Origin of the sequence: Rhodococcus sp. 06-156-4, assembly GCF_002259345.1 — a bacterium.
GTDB classification, from domain to species: domain Bacteria; phylum Actinomycetota; class Actinomycetes; order Mycobacteriales; family Mycobacteriaceae; genus Rhodococcoides; species Rhodococcoides fascians_E.
This window is the reverse complement of record NZ_NPGB01000036.1, coordinates 179,101-194,145: the sequence shown is the minus strand read 5'-3', so window position 1 is coordinate 194,145 and position 15,045 is coordinate 179,101. Positions and strand designations below refer to the sequence as shown.

Genomic DNA, 15,045 nt, shown 5'->3' with positions numbered 1-15,045 from the left:
GCGCCCAGCAGAAATTGCACGCAGTGCAGCAACGTAGTTGCAACGTTGCGCACTCTAGTGTCTTGAATCACATCAGTTGATGAACGACGAAGGAGTCACTAGATGTCCGTCTATGCCCGTCCAGGTACCGCCGATGCAAAGATGTCGTTCCAGCCGCGCTACGACAACTGGATCGGTGGCGAGTGGGTACCACCAGTCAAGGGCCAGTACTTCGAGAACCCGACTCCCGTCACCGGTGAGAACTTCTGCGAGGTCGCCCGCTCCACGTCCGAGGACATCGAACTCGCCCTCGATGCTGCACACGCCGCCGCACCCGCCTGGGGCAAGACCTCCGCAGCCGAGCGCGCCGTGGTCCTCAACAAGATCGCCGACCGCATCGCGGAGAACCTCGAGTCCATTGCGCTCGCCGAGTCCTGGGACAACGGCAAGCCGATCCGTGAGACCCTCAACGCCGACATTCCGCTCGCCGTCGACCACTTCCGTTACTTCGCCGGATGCATTCGGGCACAGGAAGGTTCGTTGTCGGAGATCGACGACGACACGGTGGCCTACCACTTCCACGAGCCGCTCGGTGTCGTCGGGCAGATCATTCCCTGGAACTTCCCGATCCTCATGGCCGTGTGGAAACTCGCGCCGGCACTTGCCGCAGGCAACGCCGTCGTGCTCAAGCCGGCCGAGCAGACGCCCGCGTCCATCCTGCACCTGATCTCCATCATCGGTGACCTGTTGCCTCCGGGCGTCGTCAACATCGTCAACGGCTTCGGCACCGAGGCGGGCAAGCCTCTCGCGTCGAGCCCGCGTATCGCGAAGATCGCGTTCACCGGCGAGACCACCACCGGCCGCCTGATCATGCAGTACGCCTCGCAGAACCTGATCCCCGTCACCCTCGAACTGGGCGGCAAGAGCCCCAACGTGTTCTTCTCCGACGTCCTGTCCTCCAACGACGACTACCAGGACAAGGCGCTCGAGGGCTTCACGATGTTCGCCCTCAACCAGGGCGAGGTCTGCACCTGCCCGTCCCGCTCGCTCATCCAGGCGGACATCTACGACGAGTTCCTGGCGCTCGCCGCGATTCGTACCAAGGCAGTGCGCCAAGGTGATCCGCTGGACACCGAGACGATGATCGGTGCGCAGGCATCCAACGATCAGCTCGAGAAGATCCTCTCCTACATCGAGATCGGCAAGGGCGAAGGCGCTCAGGTCGTCACCGGCGGAGAGCGCGCACAGCTCGGCGGAGATCTCAACGGCGGCTACTACGTCCAGCCGACCATCTTCACCGGCAAGAACAACATGCGTATCTTCCAGGAGGAGATCTTCGGACCGGTCGTCTCGGTCACGTCCTTCAAGGACTACGACGAAGCGATCTCCATCGCCAACGACACCCTCTACGGCCTCGGCGCCGGCGTGTGGTCTCGTGACGGTGGCGTCGCCTACCGCGCCGGCCGCGACATCAAGGCCGGGCGAGTGTGGACCAACACCTACCACCAGTACCCGGCGCACGCTGCCTTCGGCGGGTACAAGCAGTCCGGCATCGGTCGTGAAAACCACAAGATGATGCTCGACCACTACCAGCAGACGAAGAACCTCCTGGTCAGCTACGCCCAGAAGGCTCAGGGCTTCTTCTGATGTCCGACGCGCGACCTCCAGCGCGTCTCAGCGCATCGGGTCCGGCTCCGGCTCCGCCTGCGCGTCTCAGAGCCACCGCCGGGGCGATGGAGCTTCTCCGTCGCCTCGGCGGGATCCACGGCGCGTTGATGATGCATCAGTCCGGAGGGTGCTGCGACGGCTCGTCGCCGATGTGTTATCCAGCAGGGGAATTCATCGTCGGCGATCGGGATGTGCTGCTCGGTCTGTTGGATCTGCGGCTCGGCGTCGGCGACATCCCGGACGATCTCCCCGAGGGCGACGACGCAGTGCCCGTATGGATTTCAGGTTCACAGTTCGAGGCGTGGAAGCACACCCAGATGGTGCTCGACGTGGTGCCCGGGCGTGGTTCCGGGTTCTCGTTGGAAACGCCTGAGGGGCTTCGATTTCTCAGCCGCGGACGGGCGTTCACTCAGGAGGAGTTCGACGTACTGAAGGAGCTGACACCGTTCGTCGGAGTCGACTGGGAAGAGGGGCGCAGGCCTCCCGTTCCCGACGACGTCATCGTCGTCGCCGAAGCGGTCGACGCCTGCCCGGTCCCGGGCATGCTGCAGGGCTGACCACTCACAAGGGAGGTGGGCGCCTACAGTCGAACGCGTGAAATCTTCCAGTACGACGCCTGCCGGTGCGGAGACCGAGAGCCTCCGCACCGTCGTCATCGCCTTCGGCGCCAATCTGGGTGTCGCGATTGCCAAGACAGTCGCTGCGGTGATCACGGGTTCGGCGTCGATGGTCGCCGAGGCGTCGCATTCGTGGGCGGACACCGGCAACGAGATATTCCTGCTCGTCGCCAACAAACGAGGCTCCCGCGGCCCCGACGACCGGAGACCGCTGGGATACGGCAGGGAAGCGTATTTCTGGTCGACACTCGCCGCGGTCGGATTGTTCGTCGCGGGCGCCGCGGTGTCGATCTGGCACGGCATCACCTCGCTCCTCGCGAGCGAATCCAGCAGCGAGAACTACACCGTCGCGTACGTCGTGCTCGCGCTGGCGTTCGTGCTGGAGGGAATCTCGTTCCTTCAATCGGTTCGGCAGATCCGCGGTGAAGCAGCCGAGTACGAGAAGGACTTCTTCGACTACGCACTCGAGACGTCCGATCCGACACTGCGTGCCGTGTTCGCCGAGGACAGCGCGGCCCTCATCGGCATCGTCATTGCCGCTGCAGGCATCGGACTGCATCAGCTCACCGGGTCCAGTGCCTACGACGCCGTCGGTTCGATTCTCGTCGGTGTTCTGCTCGCCGTCGTCGCCTTCGTGCTCATCGACCGAAATCGACGTTTCCTCACCGGCGAACCGGGTTCGCGAGCATTATGGAACGCAGTGGTGGAGCGAATCGAACAGCTTCCGGAGGTGGCGTCCGTTCGGTTCGTTCGCATCGAATTCGTCGGTCCGAAGCAGATCCTTCTGGTCGCGAGCGTCGACCTCGTCGGCGACTCGGTCGAATCCTCGATCGCGCACACACTCCGGCGGCTGGAGCGTGAGCTCGAGACCAACAAGGCTGTGGTGGACGCAGTACTGACAGTCGCAGAACCCGACGAGGGAGATGTCGGTCCGACACCGAACCACTGACGTAATTCGCTCGTCATATTGCGATGACTCGGTGCTTACACCGCGGGCATATCTTGATTCGGATTCGCTCACCCGCGAAAGAAGTCGCATCGCTTCGAGAGAGGCCGGCCATGTCCGTCACAGAACCAACACCCACCCATCACGACGGGACCGAGTCGCACGTAGAGGGCAGCGACTATCTGGCCAAACGCCAGCTGAAGAAGGGCACGGCGGGATGGGTCCTCCTCGCTGGACTCGGCGTCAGCTACGTCATCTCCGGTGACTACTCGGGCTGGAACTTCGGTCTCGAACAGGGTGGCTTCGGTGGCTTGCTCATCGCAGGCATCCTCATCGCAGGCATGTACCTGGCCATGGTCCTCGGCATGGCCGAGATGTCGTCGGCGTTACCGGCGGCGGGCGGTGGGTACACGTTCGCTCGTCGCGCACTCGGACCGTGGGGTGGATTCGCAACCGGCACCGCCATTCTCATCGAATACGCCATCGCTCCGGCAGCCATCGCCACCTTCATCGGTGCGTACGTCGAGTCTCTCGGATTGTTCGGCATCACCGACGGTTGGTGGGTGTACCTCGCGGTGTATGCCATCTTCATCGGCATCCACCTCGCAGGTGCCGGTGAGGCACTCAAGATCATGTTCGTCATCACCGCCATCGCCCTCGTCGGTCTGGTGATCTTCGCGGTATCGGCACTGGGACAATTCGACTCGGCCAACCTCACCGACATCGCGCCGACGGACGCCGCGGGCGCGTCGAGCTTCCTTCCGTTCGGCTATCTCGGAATCTGGGCGGCGGTTCCGTTCGCGATCTGGTTCTTCCTCGCCATCGAAGGGGTTCCGCTCGCCGCAGAAGAAGCGAAGGATCCCACCAAGAACGTGCCGCGCGGCATCATCGCGGCCATGGGCGTCCTGCTGCTGACCGGCGCCGGGGTTCTGCTCCTGGTGACCGGTGCGGGCGGCGCCGACGCCATGCAGGCGTCGGGCAACCCGCTTGTCGAAGCCCTCGGCGACGGCACGGCCGCCAAGGTGGTCAACTACATCGGGCTCGCCGGCCTCGTCGCCAGCTTCTTCTCCATCATGTACGCCTACTCGCGTCAGCTCTTCGCGCTGTCGCGGGCCGGGTACCTGCCGAAGACCCTGTCGGTGACCAACTCTCGCAAAGCGCCGACGCTCGCGCTGATCGTCCCCGGCATCATCGGTTTCCTCCTCTCGCTCACGGGTCAGGGAGCGATGTTGCTCAACATGGCCGTGTTCGGTGCCGCGCTCAGTTACGTTCTGATGATGGTCAGTCACATCGTTCTGCGACGTAAAGAACCGACCATGCCGCGGCCGTACCGGACCCCGGGCGGCATCGTCACCACGGGCTTCGCACTCGTCGTCGCAGCGCTGGCTGTGGTCGCCACGTTCCTCGTCGACAGCACGGCAGCGCTGTGGTGCCTCGGGGTCTTCGCCGCGTTCATGCTGTACTTCGGGCTCTACAGCCGTCATCATCTCGTCGCGAACTCGCCGGACGAAGAATTCGCAGCCCTCGCGAAAGCAGAAGCCGAACTCGAATGAGCACGTACTCACACCAGGTATCCGGTGCCAACTTCTCGTTCGACGGCCTCGTCGAGCTGATGGCGAAGGCAACACCGTTGCGGTCGGGCGACGAATTGGCCGGGTGCGCGGCACAGTCCGACGCCGAACGAGCTGCCGCGCAATGGGCACTGTCCGACGTCTCGCTCGACGTGTTCCTCGAAGATCTTCTGGTTCCGTACGAGAGCGACGAAGTCACCCGGCTCATCATCGACTCGCACGACCGCACCGCCTTCGGTGCGATCTCGCATCTGACGGTCGGTGGGCTCCGAGACTGGCTGCTCGACGCCGCCGCCTCGAAGGATTCGGCGTCGACTCTGCGATCCGTCGCACCGGGGTTGACTCCGGAAATGGTTGCGGCCGTCAGCAAGATCATGCGCAATCAGGATCTGATCTCGGTGGCGCGGGCTGCCGAGGTGACATCGGCGTTCAGGACAACCGTCGGACTCCCTGGGACGTTGAGCACGCGATTGCAGCCCAATCACCCGACCGACGATCCACGCGGAATCGCCGCCGCGACTCTCGACGGTCTGCTGCTCGGATCGGGTGACGCAGTGATCGGCATCAACCCGGCGACGGACTCGCCGCACGCGACGTCCGATCTGCTCTTTCTGCTGGACGAGATCCGGCAACGGTTCGAGATCCCCACACAGTCGTGTGTGCTCTCGCACGTCACGACGACGATGGAACTCATCTCCAAGGGCGTTCCGGTGGATCTGGTGTTCCAGTCCGTGGCAGGGACCGAAGGGGCCAATTCAGGCTTCGGTGTCAACGTCTCATTGCTGCGAGAGGCCAACGAGGCAGGCCGGTCGCTGCACCGGGGAACCGTCGGGAACAACGTCATGTATCTGGAGACGGGGCAGGGTTCGGCGCTCAGTGCAGGCGCCCACCTCGGCGCCGGGGGACGCCCGGTCGACCAGCAGACCCTGGAGGCACGCGCATACGCCGTGTGCCGTGATCTCGAACCGTTACTGGTCAACACCGTCGTCGGATTCATCGGACCGGAGTACCTGTACGACGGCAAGCAGATCGTCCGTGCCGGGCTGGAGGATCACTTCTGCGGCAAGCTCCTGGGCCTGCCGATGGGCGTCGACGTCTGCTACACCAACCACGCCGAAGCGGACCAGGACGACATGGACACCCTTCTCACGCTGCTCGGTGCAGCCGGAGTCGCGTTCGTGATCGCAGTCCCCGGAGCCGACGACGTGATGCTCGGTTACCAGAGTCTGAGCTTCCACGACGTTCTGTACGTGCGGCAGGTGCTCGGGCTGAAGCCCGCACCGGAATTCGCAGCATGGCTGGACCGGCTCGGCATGGTCGATGGCAGCGGTCGAATCCTCGACGTCGACGCACTGAGGTCGCCGTTGCGTTCGCTGACGAGTGCACGATGAGCGCCGTAGAACGCGCCGACGACGGATTCTGGCAGGAGCTGCGTCTGAGCACGCAGGCGCGAATCGGACTGGGGCGTACCGGAGACTCGCTGCCCACCCGCCGAGTGCTCGAGTTCCGATCGGCACACGCGGCTGCGCGGGATGCCGTGCACATGCCACTGGACGTCGACGACACAGCGGCGGCCGTGGAGAAGATCGGCATCGGGGTACCGGCGGTCGTGACGTCCAAGGCGACCTCTCGCGCGGAGTATCTGCGACGGCCCGATCTCGGACGGACCCCCGACGACCTGTCCTCCATCACCCCAGGTGACTTCGACCTCGGATTCGTCCTCGGTGACGGGCTGTCACCCCGGGCCCTGATGGATCACGGACCGTCGATGCTCGCGGCGCTGGTCGAAGAACTGTCCGATGTGTACAGCCTTGCCCCGCCCGTCATCGCCACCGAGGCCCGCGTCGCGTTGGGTGACCACATCGCGGAGGCAATGGGTGTTCGCACCGTCGTCGTACTCATCGGTGAGCGGCCAGGGCTGTCGGTAGCGGACAGCTTGGGGATCTACCTGACGCATCTGCCTGCACCCGGAAAGTCCGACGCCGACCGCAACTGCATCTCCAACATTCATCCGCCGGAAGGGCTGGGGTACGAGCAGTCCGCCAGGATCGTTGCCAGTCTCGTCGCCGGCGCTCGCAGGCTCGGCAGGTCCGGTGTTGCGTTGAAGGACACCTCGCGCGCGGACGCACTCGAGAACTCCGAAGTGCTGACCATCGAGTAGTACACCCTTTCGGGGGTAGGCGACTTGTGACGGCAATCACTACTGTGGTCGACATGGAAAGTCGTAGTTATTCGTCCGGGCCGTCGTCGACAGCGTTGCTCGAGGAGACCATCGGCCAGAACCTCGACCGAACCGTAGCCGAGTACGCCGGTCACGATGCACTGGTCGACGTCCCCTCCGGCAGACGGTGGACGTACTCCGAGTTGCTCGCCGACGTCGAACTGCTCGCCGCGGGCCTGCTGGTCAAAGGCGTGACGACAGGTGATCGAGTGGGAATCTGGGCGCCCAACTGTCCCGAATGGGTGCTCGCGCAATACGCGACCGCCAAGATCGGCGCAATTCTGGTCAACATCAATCCCGCGTATCGCACGCACGAGTTGAAATTCGTCCTGAATCAGGCCGGAGTGTCGGTTCTGTTGTCCGCGCAGGAATTCAAGGGCTCGGACTACGGCGCGATGATCGAGGACGCACGCGAGGAGACCGTGCGGGAGGTCGTTTTCATCGGGAGCTTCGGCTGGGAACTGATGACCGACCGCGGACACCGGGCACTCGCCGCAAACCCTTCCCTGGTCGCGGACGTGCAGAGCTCGTTGGCGCCGAGCGATCCGATCAACATTCAATACACCTCGGGCACAACAGGGTTTCCCAAGGGCGCGACCCTGAGTCACCGAAACATCTTGAACAACGGGTACTTCGTCGGTGAGTTGTGCCATTACACCGAACACGATCGCGTGTGCATTCCGGTGCCGTTCTATCACTGCTTCGGGATGGTGATGGGAAACCTGGCCTGTACGTCGCACGGTGCGGCGATGGTCGTTCCCGGACTCTCGTTCGATCCGGCGTCCACGTTGGCCGCCGTGGAGCAGGAGAAGTGCACGTCCCTGTACGGGGTACCCACCATGTTCATCGCCGAACTCGCTCTACCGGAATTCGATTCGTACGACCTGTCCTCGCTCCGCACCGGCATCATGGCCGGCTCGCCGTGCCCCACCGAGGTGATGAAGCAGGTCATCGAAAGGATGGGCATGGCCGAAGTGTCCATCTGCTACGGCATGACCGAGACTTCCCCCGTGTCGCTGCAGACACGCAGCGACGACACCATCGAACAACGCGTCTCCACCGTCGGCGCCGTCGGGCCGCACCTCGAGGTGCAGATCGTCGACCCCGTCGACGGATCGACCGTCGCCCAGGGGGAGTCCGGTGAACTGTGCACCCGCGGATACTCGGTCATGCTGGGCTACTGGAACCAGCCGGAGAAAACAGCCGAGGCCATCGACGCCGACGGATGGATGCACACCGGCGACATCGGTGTCATGGACTCCGACGGCTACGTTTCCATCACCGGCCGCATCAAGGACATGGTCATCCGCGGTGGCGAGAACGTCTACCCCCGAGAGATCGAGGAATTTCTGTACACCCACCCCGACATCCTCGACGCCCAGGTCATCGGGGTTCCCGACGCCAAATACGGTGAGGAACTGATGGTCTGGATACGGATGCAGGACGGAGCAACCCCGCTGGACGCGGATTCGATCCACGCCTTCTGTGCGGGCAAACTGGCGCACTACAAAATTCCGCGCTACGTGCACATCGTCGACGAGTTTCCCATGACCGTCACAGGCAAGGTCCGCAAAGTCGAAATGCGCGAGCGGTCGCTGGATCTGATCTAGTTCTCGGAGGCAGGTGCCGTGCTCCGAGGACAGTCAGCGCGGTTGTGAACGCACATTCAGCTCATGAGTGCACGGGCCCTGGCTCGTTCGAATCGCATGAACACCTCCGCGAAATTCCACAGGTCCCTCCAGACCCAGCGGATGACCTGGTAGCCCTCGTCACGCAGGGCGTCCTCCCTGGCCTTCTCGCGAGCTAGGTTCCGGGAGTCGCCGCCGTACTTGCCCAGCCCGTCGAACTCGCCGATGATTCGTAACTTCGGCCAGAAGAAGTCCACCCGGAAATCGAGCAAGGGGACTCTGTACTGCAGAGTGGGAGTGGGTATTCCGTGCTCCTCCATCCGCAGTCGACTGAGGGATTCGCCTGCGCTTTCGCTGAGTCCGTTCATCCGGTGAACCGCCCGCCGCGCTGCGGCTATGTTGTGCAGCCTCGAACTCCGCTCGAGGGCGTCGGCGAGCTCGTCCGGCGTGATCGCGAACTTGCGCAGTGCCGAGTCGCCGATCACCACTGCATGATCCAGGTCGAGCACGCGCGCGGTGTCGACGATCGTGCGCGCCGGGGAGGTAACCGGTACCGGCCCGAGTTCGACAGTGGTGGACGGCGTCAGACGGCCCGTATGCACGTGAAGGCTCGAGGTCCTCCTGGCCCCTGTCGCACGATCGGCCGTGAGGTGCACGCGCCCGAGGTCGGTGTTCCACATCGTCAAGCCGTGCAGCACCGCAGCGGAGACGTGGCTCACCGCATGTCCCCGCTTTCCTCGAACTGCGGCGACGGCTCTGAGTCGATGAACGCCCGTCGGTGTCAGAGCATCGAATCGATCTGCTGGACAGTAGATCCCGGTGGCGACCTTTCTGATCTCACCGGAGGCGATCATTCGACGGAACTCGTCGTCGCTGTATCCGGCGGCGGATGCTGCTGCACGGGTGAGGAAGCCATCGGCGTCGGGATGCATGCGGTGATCGTGCAGTTGATGAGGCGTCGAAACCACCCCCTCGCGTCCGATTGTGGACGAACGAGGGGGTTGTGGATGAATTCTGGTTCGCTCGTACCATTCCGTCCGGTGTCCTCACAACGTCGATGGTGTTTTCACAACACGCATCAGCGTTGTGAACGCACATCCCCGTTGTGCGAAGCGACGCTCAGGGGATACTGGAACGCATGACCGAACCGCAGTGGACACCGTCGACGGAGGACGTCGAGAGCGCTCGCATCACCGACTTCACGCGGGAGGTGGAGCGCAGGCACGGCGTCTCGCTGCCGGATTACACGGCGCTGTGGCGATGGTCGACGCAGAATCTGGATGAGTTCTGGCGTCAGGTCTGGGATTACTTCGACGTCGTTGCCTCCCAGCCCGCGACCTCGGTGCTCGGCTCGTCCGATATGCCGGGGGCGCAGTGGTTTCCAGGAGCCGAGCTCAACTACGTCGACCAGGTGAGACGCCACGTGCGAGACGATCGTCCGGCCATCGTCCACGTCGGTGAGGACGGTGCCCGATCCGAGCTTTCCTGGGCCGAACTCGCGCGTCAGTGTGCTGCGTTGGCGGACGCTCTGCGCCGCGAGGGCGTCGTGCCAGGGGACCGTGTCGTCGGATACCTACCGAACATCCCGGAGGCGGTGGTCGCATTCCTCGCAGCGGCCGGCATCGGGGCGGTGTGGTCGGCCTGTGGACAGGACTACTCACCGTCGGCGGCGATCGATCGTCTCGGGCAGTTGGACCCGAAGGTCCTCGTCGTCGCCGACGGGTATTCCTACGGCGGCAAGTTCCACGACAAGAGTGCCGACGCGGCAGAACTACGCGATGGCCTGCCGACAGTTCGGACGGTCGTCCAGGTCGGAAGCAATGTCGCCGAAGGAGCGATGTCGTGGGAGGAGTGCACGGCAGGCGAGCACGAGTGGGTCACGACGCCCGTTCCGTTCGACCACCCGCTGTGGGTGGTGTTCTCGTCCGGCACGACAGGTCTGCCGAAGGGGATCGTCCACGGGCACGGGGGAGTCCTGCTCGAGCATCTGAAGGCCGTTGCGCTGCAATCGGATATCGGTGCCGACGACGTCTTCTTCTGGTACACGAGCCCGAGTTGGATGATGTGGAACTTCCAGGTCGCCGGCTTGCTCGTCGGGGCGACCATCGTGTGCAGCGACGGGAGCCCGTCCTATCCCGCGCCCGACGGGTTGTGGTCGATCGCGGCGGCGGAGTCGGTGACGTTCCTCGGCACCAGCCCTGGTTACGTTCTGTCCTGCATCAAAGCGGACTCCGTTCCGTCTCGTGATCACGATCTGAGTGCGCTTCGCGCGATCGGAATCACCGGGTCCAGCATGCCTGCGTCGTCGTCGGAGTGGTTGGCGCGGAGCGTCGGTGAGCGGGTTCCGGTGTTCTCCATCTCGGGTGGAACCGATGTCGTGTCCGCATTTGCCGGCGGTGTTCGCACTGTTCCGGTGTGGCCGGGGGAGTTGTCGGCGCCGTTTCTCGGAGTTGCGCTCGACGCGTTCGACGAGGACGGACATTCCGTGACCGGGGAGGTCGGGGAACTGGTGGTCACGAAGCCGATGCCGTCGATGCCGGTGCGGTTCTGGAACGACACCGACGGAGAGCGATACCGAGACGCGTACTTCGACACCTATCCCGGCGTGTGGAGGCACGGGGACTGGATCACGCGCACCGACCACGGGAGCGTCGTCGTGCACGGCAGGTCCGACTCGACGTTGAACCGCAATGGAATTCGTATGGGCAGTGCCGACATCTACCAGGCCGTGGAATCCCTGCCGGAAATAGTCGAAGCTCTGGTCCTGGGAGTCGAATCCGAGGATGGTGGTTACTGGATGCCACTGTTCGTCGTGCTGGCGGACGGCGAGGAGCTGAGCGACGTGTTGCAGGACAAGATCAAGGACTCGATTCGTCGACACGCATCGCCTCGGCACGTACCGGACGTGATCATCGCTGCGCCCGGGATTCCGCACACCCGGACCGGCAAGAAGCTCGAAGTGCCGCTGAAGAAGATCTTTCAGGGGCGAGACGCCGCGCGTTCCCTCGACCGATCGGCCGTCGACGCCCCGGACCTCATCGACTGGTACACGGATGTCGGTCGGAATCGTCAGGGCTGACGAGTCCACTTCGCCAGGTACTCCTTCTCCGCTGGACTGATCCGCCGCAGGCGCTCCGATCCGACGTCGACCATCGCCATTCGTGTCGTGGCCAGCACGGCCGGAGCGGAGTCCGCCGCAGCGCCCGCTGCGCGCACCTCGTAACCGATCGTGAAATCGACCGAACGCACCTGCTCGAACCAGAGCGTGACATCGAGCGGACTGTCCGAGTGGCGCAGGGGCTTCTTGTACGCGATGTTCACGTTCGCGATCAACGCGCTCTTGATCAAGGACTCGTTGGCCTGCGCGGCCCGATCTTCCGGACGTTCCCCTGGCGCGTCTCCCGTGCTGAGCAGCCACTCGATTCTGGCTTCCTCCAGCAAAGTGACCATCCGCGCATGATTGATGTGCGCGAAAGCGTCCATGTCCGACCAGCGGACGGTGATCGTGGCGTGGTAGCCGGGCTTCGAGTTCGTCACCGCATCACGGTCTCACGTCCCTCGGTGTTCTAGAGTCCGGGTGTGTTGATCAAGAACGTGGTCCTGACTCCAGGCGGCGGCGCGGTGGACGTACAGACGGTCGACGGCCGGATCGCCGACATCAGCGCAACCACGGCGTCGGGCAGCGCGATCGAGGGCGACACTCTCGACGGGCGCGGCGCGGCTCTGCTGCCGTCCTTCGTCGACAACCACGTTCATCTGACGCAGTGGGCGACGTCGCTGACGCGCATCGACGTCTCCGGTGCCGATTCCGCTGCGGATCTCGCGGACATCCTGGCTCGCTCGAACGAGCGGCACGGTTCGGGGATTCTCCGAGCGCAGGGATTCCGCGACGCCTTGTGGCCGGACGCCCCGCACAAGGACATCCTGCAGAACGCGTTGCCCGGCCGTCGAGCGGCGATCACGAGCATGGATCTGCACACTCTGTGGCTCAGCCCTGCGCTCCTGGACGACCTCGGGATCGATCATCCGACGGGTGTGCTTCGAGATCACGACTGCATGGAGGGCCTCGGCGCTCTCGATCGGCTGGCCGACCCCGTGGACAGTGATCGCGGTGCCCTCGCCGCGACACGAGAACTCGCACGACGAGGTATCACCGCCGTCACCGACTTCGAGTACGCGGACAATCGAGCTGTGTGGACCCGACGGTCGGCGCTGGGGCGCGCCGATGTCCGCGTCGACTTCACGGTCTGGCCCGAGTGGCTCGACCACGAACTGGAACGCGGCGCAGCCACCGGCGACATCGTCGCCGACGGTGTCGCGCTCGGACCGCTGAAGGTCATGTTCGACGGTTCGCTCAACACGAGGACGGCCTGCTGCCACGACCCGTATCCCGGCGGCACGTCGAGCGGGGTGCTGCTCGAGACGCCCGAGGACCTCGTGGCCGTCATGAGGCGCGCCAGGGCGGGCGGCATCACTCCGGCGATCCACGCCATCGGGGACCGCGCCAACTCGCTCGCACTGGACGCATTCAAGACTGTCGGCGGGGGAGGCCGCGTCGAGCACGCTCAGCAGATCCGCCCCGGCGACATCCCGCGATTCGCCGCCACAGGCGTCGCAGCGTCGATTCAGCCCCAACATGCGATGAGCGATCGGGACGTGGCCGACGAGCTGTGGGCGGGACGAAGCTCGATCGCGTACCCCTACCTGTCTCTGCACCGGGCGGGAGCGCGGCTGCTGTTCGGGTCCGACGCCCCCGTCAGTCCTCCCAGCCCGCTCGACGCGGTCGCCGACGCCGTCTGGCGCACCGACGACGAGCGACCACCGTGGCAGCCGTCGGAAGCACTGCCGCTGGGCGTCGCGCTCGCCGCGGCGTCCGGGGGGCGACACTCCGTCGAACTCGGGTCGAAGGCGGACCTGGTGCTGCTCGCCGAGCATCCTGCACAGCTCGGCAACCGCGATCTCCGTGCCGTCCCCATTCTCGCCACCGTGCTCGGCGGCAGGCTGACGTTCGACAGTGCCTTCGCATGAACGACACCGGTTCCTGGCGCCGATACGAGGCGTCGACGCTGCCCGCGCCGTTGGCCGCAGCTCTGTCGGCTTTCGTCGACCAGGGATATCACGGCACCTCCGTACGAGAAATCGCCGGACGAGCAGGGTTGTCCGTCCCTGGCCTGTACCACCACTACCCGTCCAAGCAGGCCCTGCTCGTCGGACTGATGACAGCAGCGATGGACGAGCTGCTGGAGAGATCGAGATCAGCAGAGACCGAGGCCGGGCCGTCGCCACGAAAACGATTCGACGCCGTGGTCGAGTCGTTGCTGCTGTTCCACATGCACCGGCGTGAGCAGGCATTCCTCGGGTCGACGGAGATCCGAAGCCTCGACGAGGTGAACCGCATCGACTACGTCGGTAGGCGCGACGAGCAGCAGCGCATGGTCGACGCCATCGTCGCCGACGGGATCGCATCCGGAGACTTCGGCCTCGATCACGCCGAGGACGCCTCGCGAGCAGTCACGACGATGTGCATCGGAGTCGCCGGCTGGTATCGGCCGGACGGGCCCCTGGCGCCGTCGGAACTGGTCGAGACCTACCTCGCCATCGCGCGGCGAATCGTGGAGGCGCGAGTGGAGCCTGCGGAATGAGCCAACAGAGCGCGAGTGGAGCCTGCGGAATGAGGCGTGTCGGAGTGCGGCGGTAGCGTTGCGAGCATGGCATCTCTTGCGGATCTCGAGGTCAGGAATTTTCTGCTGACGGGGACACGAACCGGAAAGCTCGGCTTCGTGGCGTCGGACGGTCGGCCGTTGGTGGCGCCGGTGTGGTTCGTGCTCGAGGACGACGCCGTCGTGTTCAACACGGGCGCGGACACGGCGAAGGGTAAGGCGATCGCCAGGGATCCGCGGCTGGTGTTGTCGGTCGACCTGGAGGAGCCGCCGTACGGGTTCGTACAGGTCCAGGGTGTGGCGGAGACATCGGAGGATCCCGACGACCTGCTCAGGACAGCCACGGCCATCGGTGGTCGGTACATGGGCTCGGACCGTGCCGAGGAATTCGGTCGACGCAACGGCGTGCCCGGAGAGCTGGTCGTGAGGATCAAGCCGACGAAAGTGATCGCGTCCATGAACGCGACTGCGTGAGTGGACCGCGAGTGGAGGGGATTAGTTGGTGTGCCGGGCTCGGTCCGCTCTCCGCGATGCCCTGTAGATTGGACAAGTGATGTGCACAGGCGCAAACGTCGCCGGCAGACGTAGATCCGGTCCTCGTCGTTTCGGGTCCCACGGAGCGCTGTCCGAATCGATATCCCACGTGATGGGACCGAGGCAGATGGCCGTGTAACGGCTGATCCCATGTGCGCAGATGTACCCATGAGTAACATCGGCGACTGTTGGGGCGTCGATTAGTTCTCGTTGCAGATACC

General features: G+C 64.5%; 13 protein-coding genes. 11 read left to right on the top strand and 2 right to left on the bottom strand.

The genetic code is table 11. The features are described from left to right. The first annotated feature begins 102 nt into the window (after nt 1-102). From adh to CH290_RS25520, 7 genes are all read left to right on the top strand, one after another. On the top strand, nt 103-1,626 hold the full coding sequence (adh, locus tag CH290_RS25550; protein WP_019663520.1) for an aldehyde dehydrogenase: 1,524 nt from the start codon (nt 103-105) through the stop codon (nt 1,624-1,626). 86 nt (nt 1,627-1,712) lie between these two features. Then, complete coding sequence (locus CH290_RS25545; RefSeq protein WP_020111182.1) at nt 1,713-2,204, top strand: DUF779 domain-containing protein; 492 nt, start codon at nt 1,713-1,715, stop codon at nt 2,202-2,204. Between the two features lie 37 nt (nt 2,205-2,241). Beyond that, nucleotides 2,242-3,213 carry a cation diffusion facilitator family transporter gene (locus CH290_RS25540; RefSeq protein ID WP_019663522.1) on the top strand — a complete coding sequence of 324 codons (972 nt, stop codon included), beginning with the start codon at nt 2,242-2,244 and terminating at the stop codon, nt 3,211-3,213. Nucleotides 3,214-3,323: 110 nt separating this feature from the next. Further along, complete coding sequence (eat, locus tag CH290_RS25535; protein WP_019663523.1) at nt 3,324-4,763, top strand: ethanolamine permease; 1,440 nt, start codon at nt 3,324-3,326, stop codon at nt 4,761-4,763. After that, nucleotides 4,760-6,172, top strand: coding sequence for an ethanolamine ammonia-lyase subunit EutB (locus CH290_RS25530; RefSeq protein ID WP_019663524.1), 1,413 nt, complete (start codon nt 4,760-4,762; stop codon nt 6,170-6,172). Before eat ends, CH290_RS25530 begins: the two co-directional genes overlap by 4 nt. Further along, on the top strand, nt 6,169-6,942 hold the full coding sequence (gene eutC / locus CH290_RS25525; RefSeq protein ID WP_020111180.1) for an ethanolamine ammonia-lyase subunit EutC: 774 nt from the start codon (nt 6,169-6,171) through the stop codon (nt 6,940-6,942). The genes CH290_RS25530 and eutC overlap by 4 nt, the downstream gene beginning before the upstream one ends. A 53-nt stretch (nt 6,943-6,995) precedes the next feature. Further along, nucleotides 6,996-8,612 (top strand): AMP-binding protein, encoded by a 1,617-nt coding sequence (locus CH290_RS25520; RefSeq protein ID WP_052083218.1) that lies wholly within the window; start codon nt 6,996-6,998, stop codon nt 8,610-8,612. A 56-nt stretch (nt 8,613-8,668) separates the two neighbouring features. Here the strand turns inward: CH290_RS25520 and CH290_RS25515 are convergent, their stop codons facing one another. Beyond that, nucleotides 8,669-9,562: a hypothetical protein gene (locus tag CH290_RS25515; RefSeq protein WP_033189887.1), complete on the bottom strand. Its 894-nt coding sequence runs from the start codon at nt 9,560-9,562 to the stop codon at nt 8,669-8,671. Nucleotides 9,563-9,768: 206 nt separating this feature from the next. Between CH290_RS25515 and CH290_RS25510 the strand changes: the two genes are divergently transcribed. Next, complete coding sequence (locus tag CH290_RS25510; RefSeq protein WP_019663528.1) at nt 9,769-11,709, top strand: acetoacetate--CoA ligase; 1,941 nt, start codon at nt 9,769-9,771, stop codon at nt 11,707-11,709. Here CH290_RS25510 and CH290_RS25505 read toward each other — a convergent pair. After that, entirely contained in the window at nt 11,700-12,167 is a 468-nt protein-coding gene (locus CH290_RS25505; protein WP_019663529.1) for an acyl-CoA thioesterase, read from the bottom strand. The two genes, CH290_RS25510 and CH290_RS25505, sit on opposite strands and share 10 nt — an antisense overlap. Before the next feature lie 42 nt (nt 12,168-12,209). On the opposite strand from CH290_RS25505, the gene CH290_RS25500 reads away from it, so the two are divergent. From CH290_RS25500 to CH290_RS25490, 3 genes are all read left to right on the top strand, one after another. Further along, entirely contained in the window at nt 12,210-13,658 is a 1,449-nt protein-coding gene (locus CH290_RS25500) for an amidohydrolase (RefSeq protein ID WP_019663530.1), read from the top strand. Continuing rightward, nucleotides 13,655-14,272, top strand: a complete 618-nt coding sequence (locus CH290_RS25495) for a TetR/AcrR family transcriptional regulator (protein WP_033189888.1) — start codon at nt 13,655-13,657, stop codon at nt 14,270-14,272. Before CH290_RS25500 ends, CH290_RS25495 begins: the two co-directional genes overlap by 4 nt. A 66-nt stretch (nt 14,273-14,338) precedes the next feature. Continuing rightward, nucleotides 14,339-14,764, top strand: coding sequence for a PPOX class F420-dependent oxidoreductase (locus tag CH290_RS25490; protein WP_033189889.1), 426 nt, complete (start codon nt 14,339-14,341; stop codon nt 14,762-14,764). Nucleotides 14,765-15,045 lie beyond the last annotated feature (281 nt).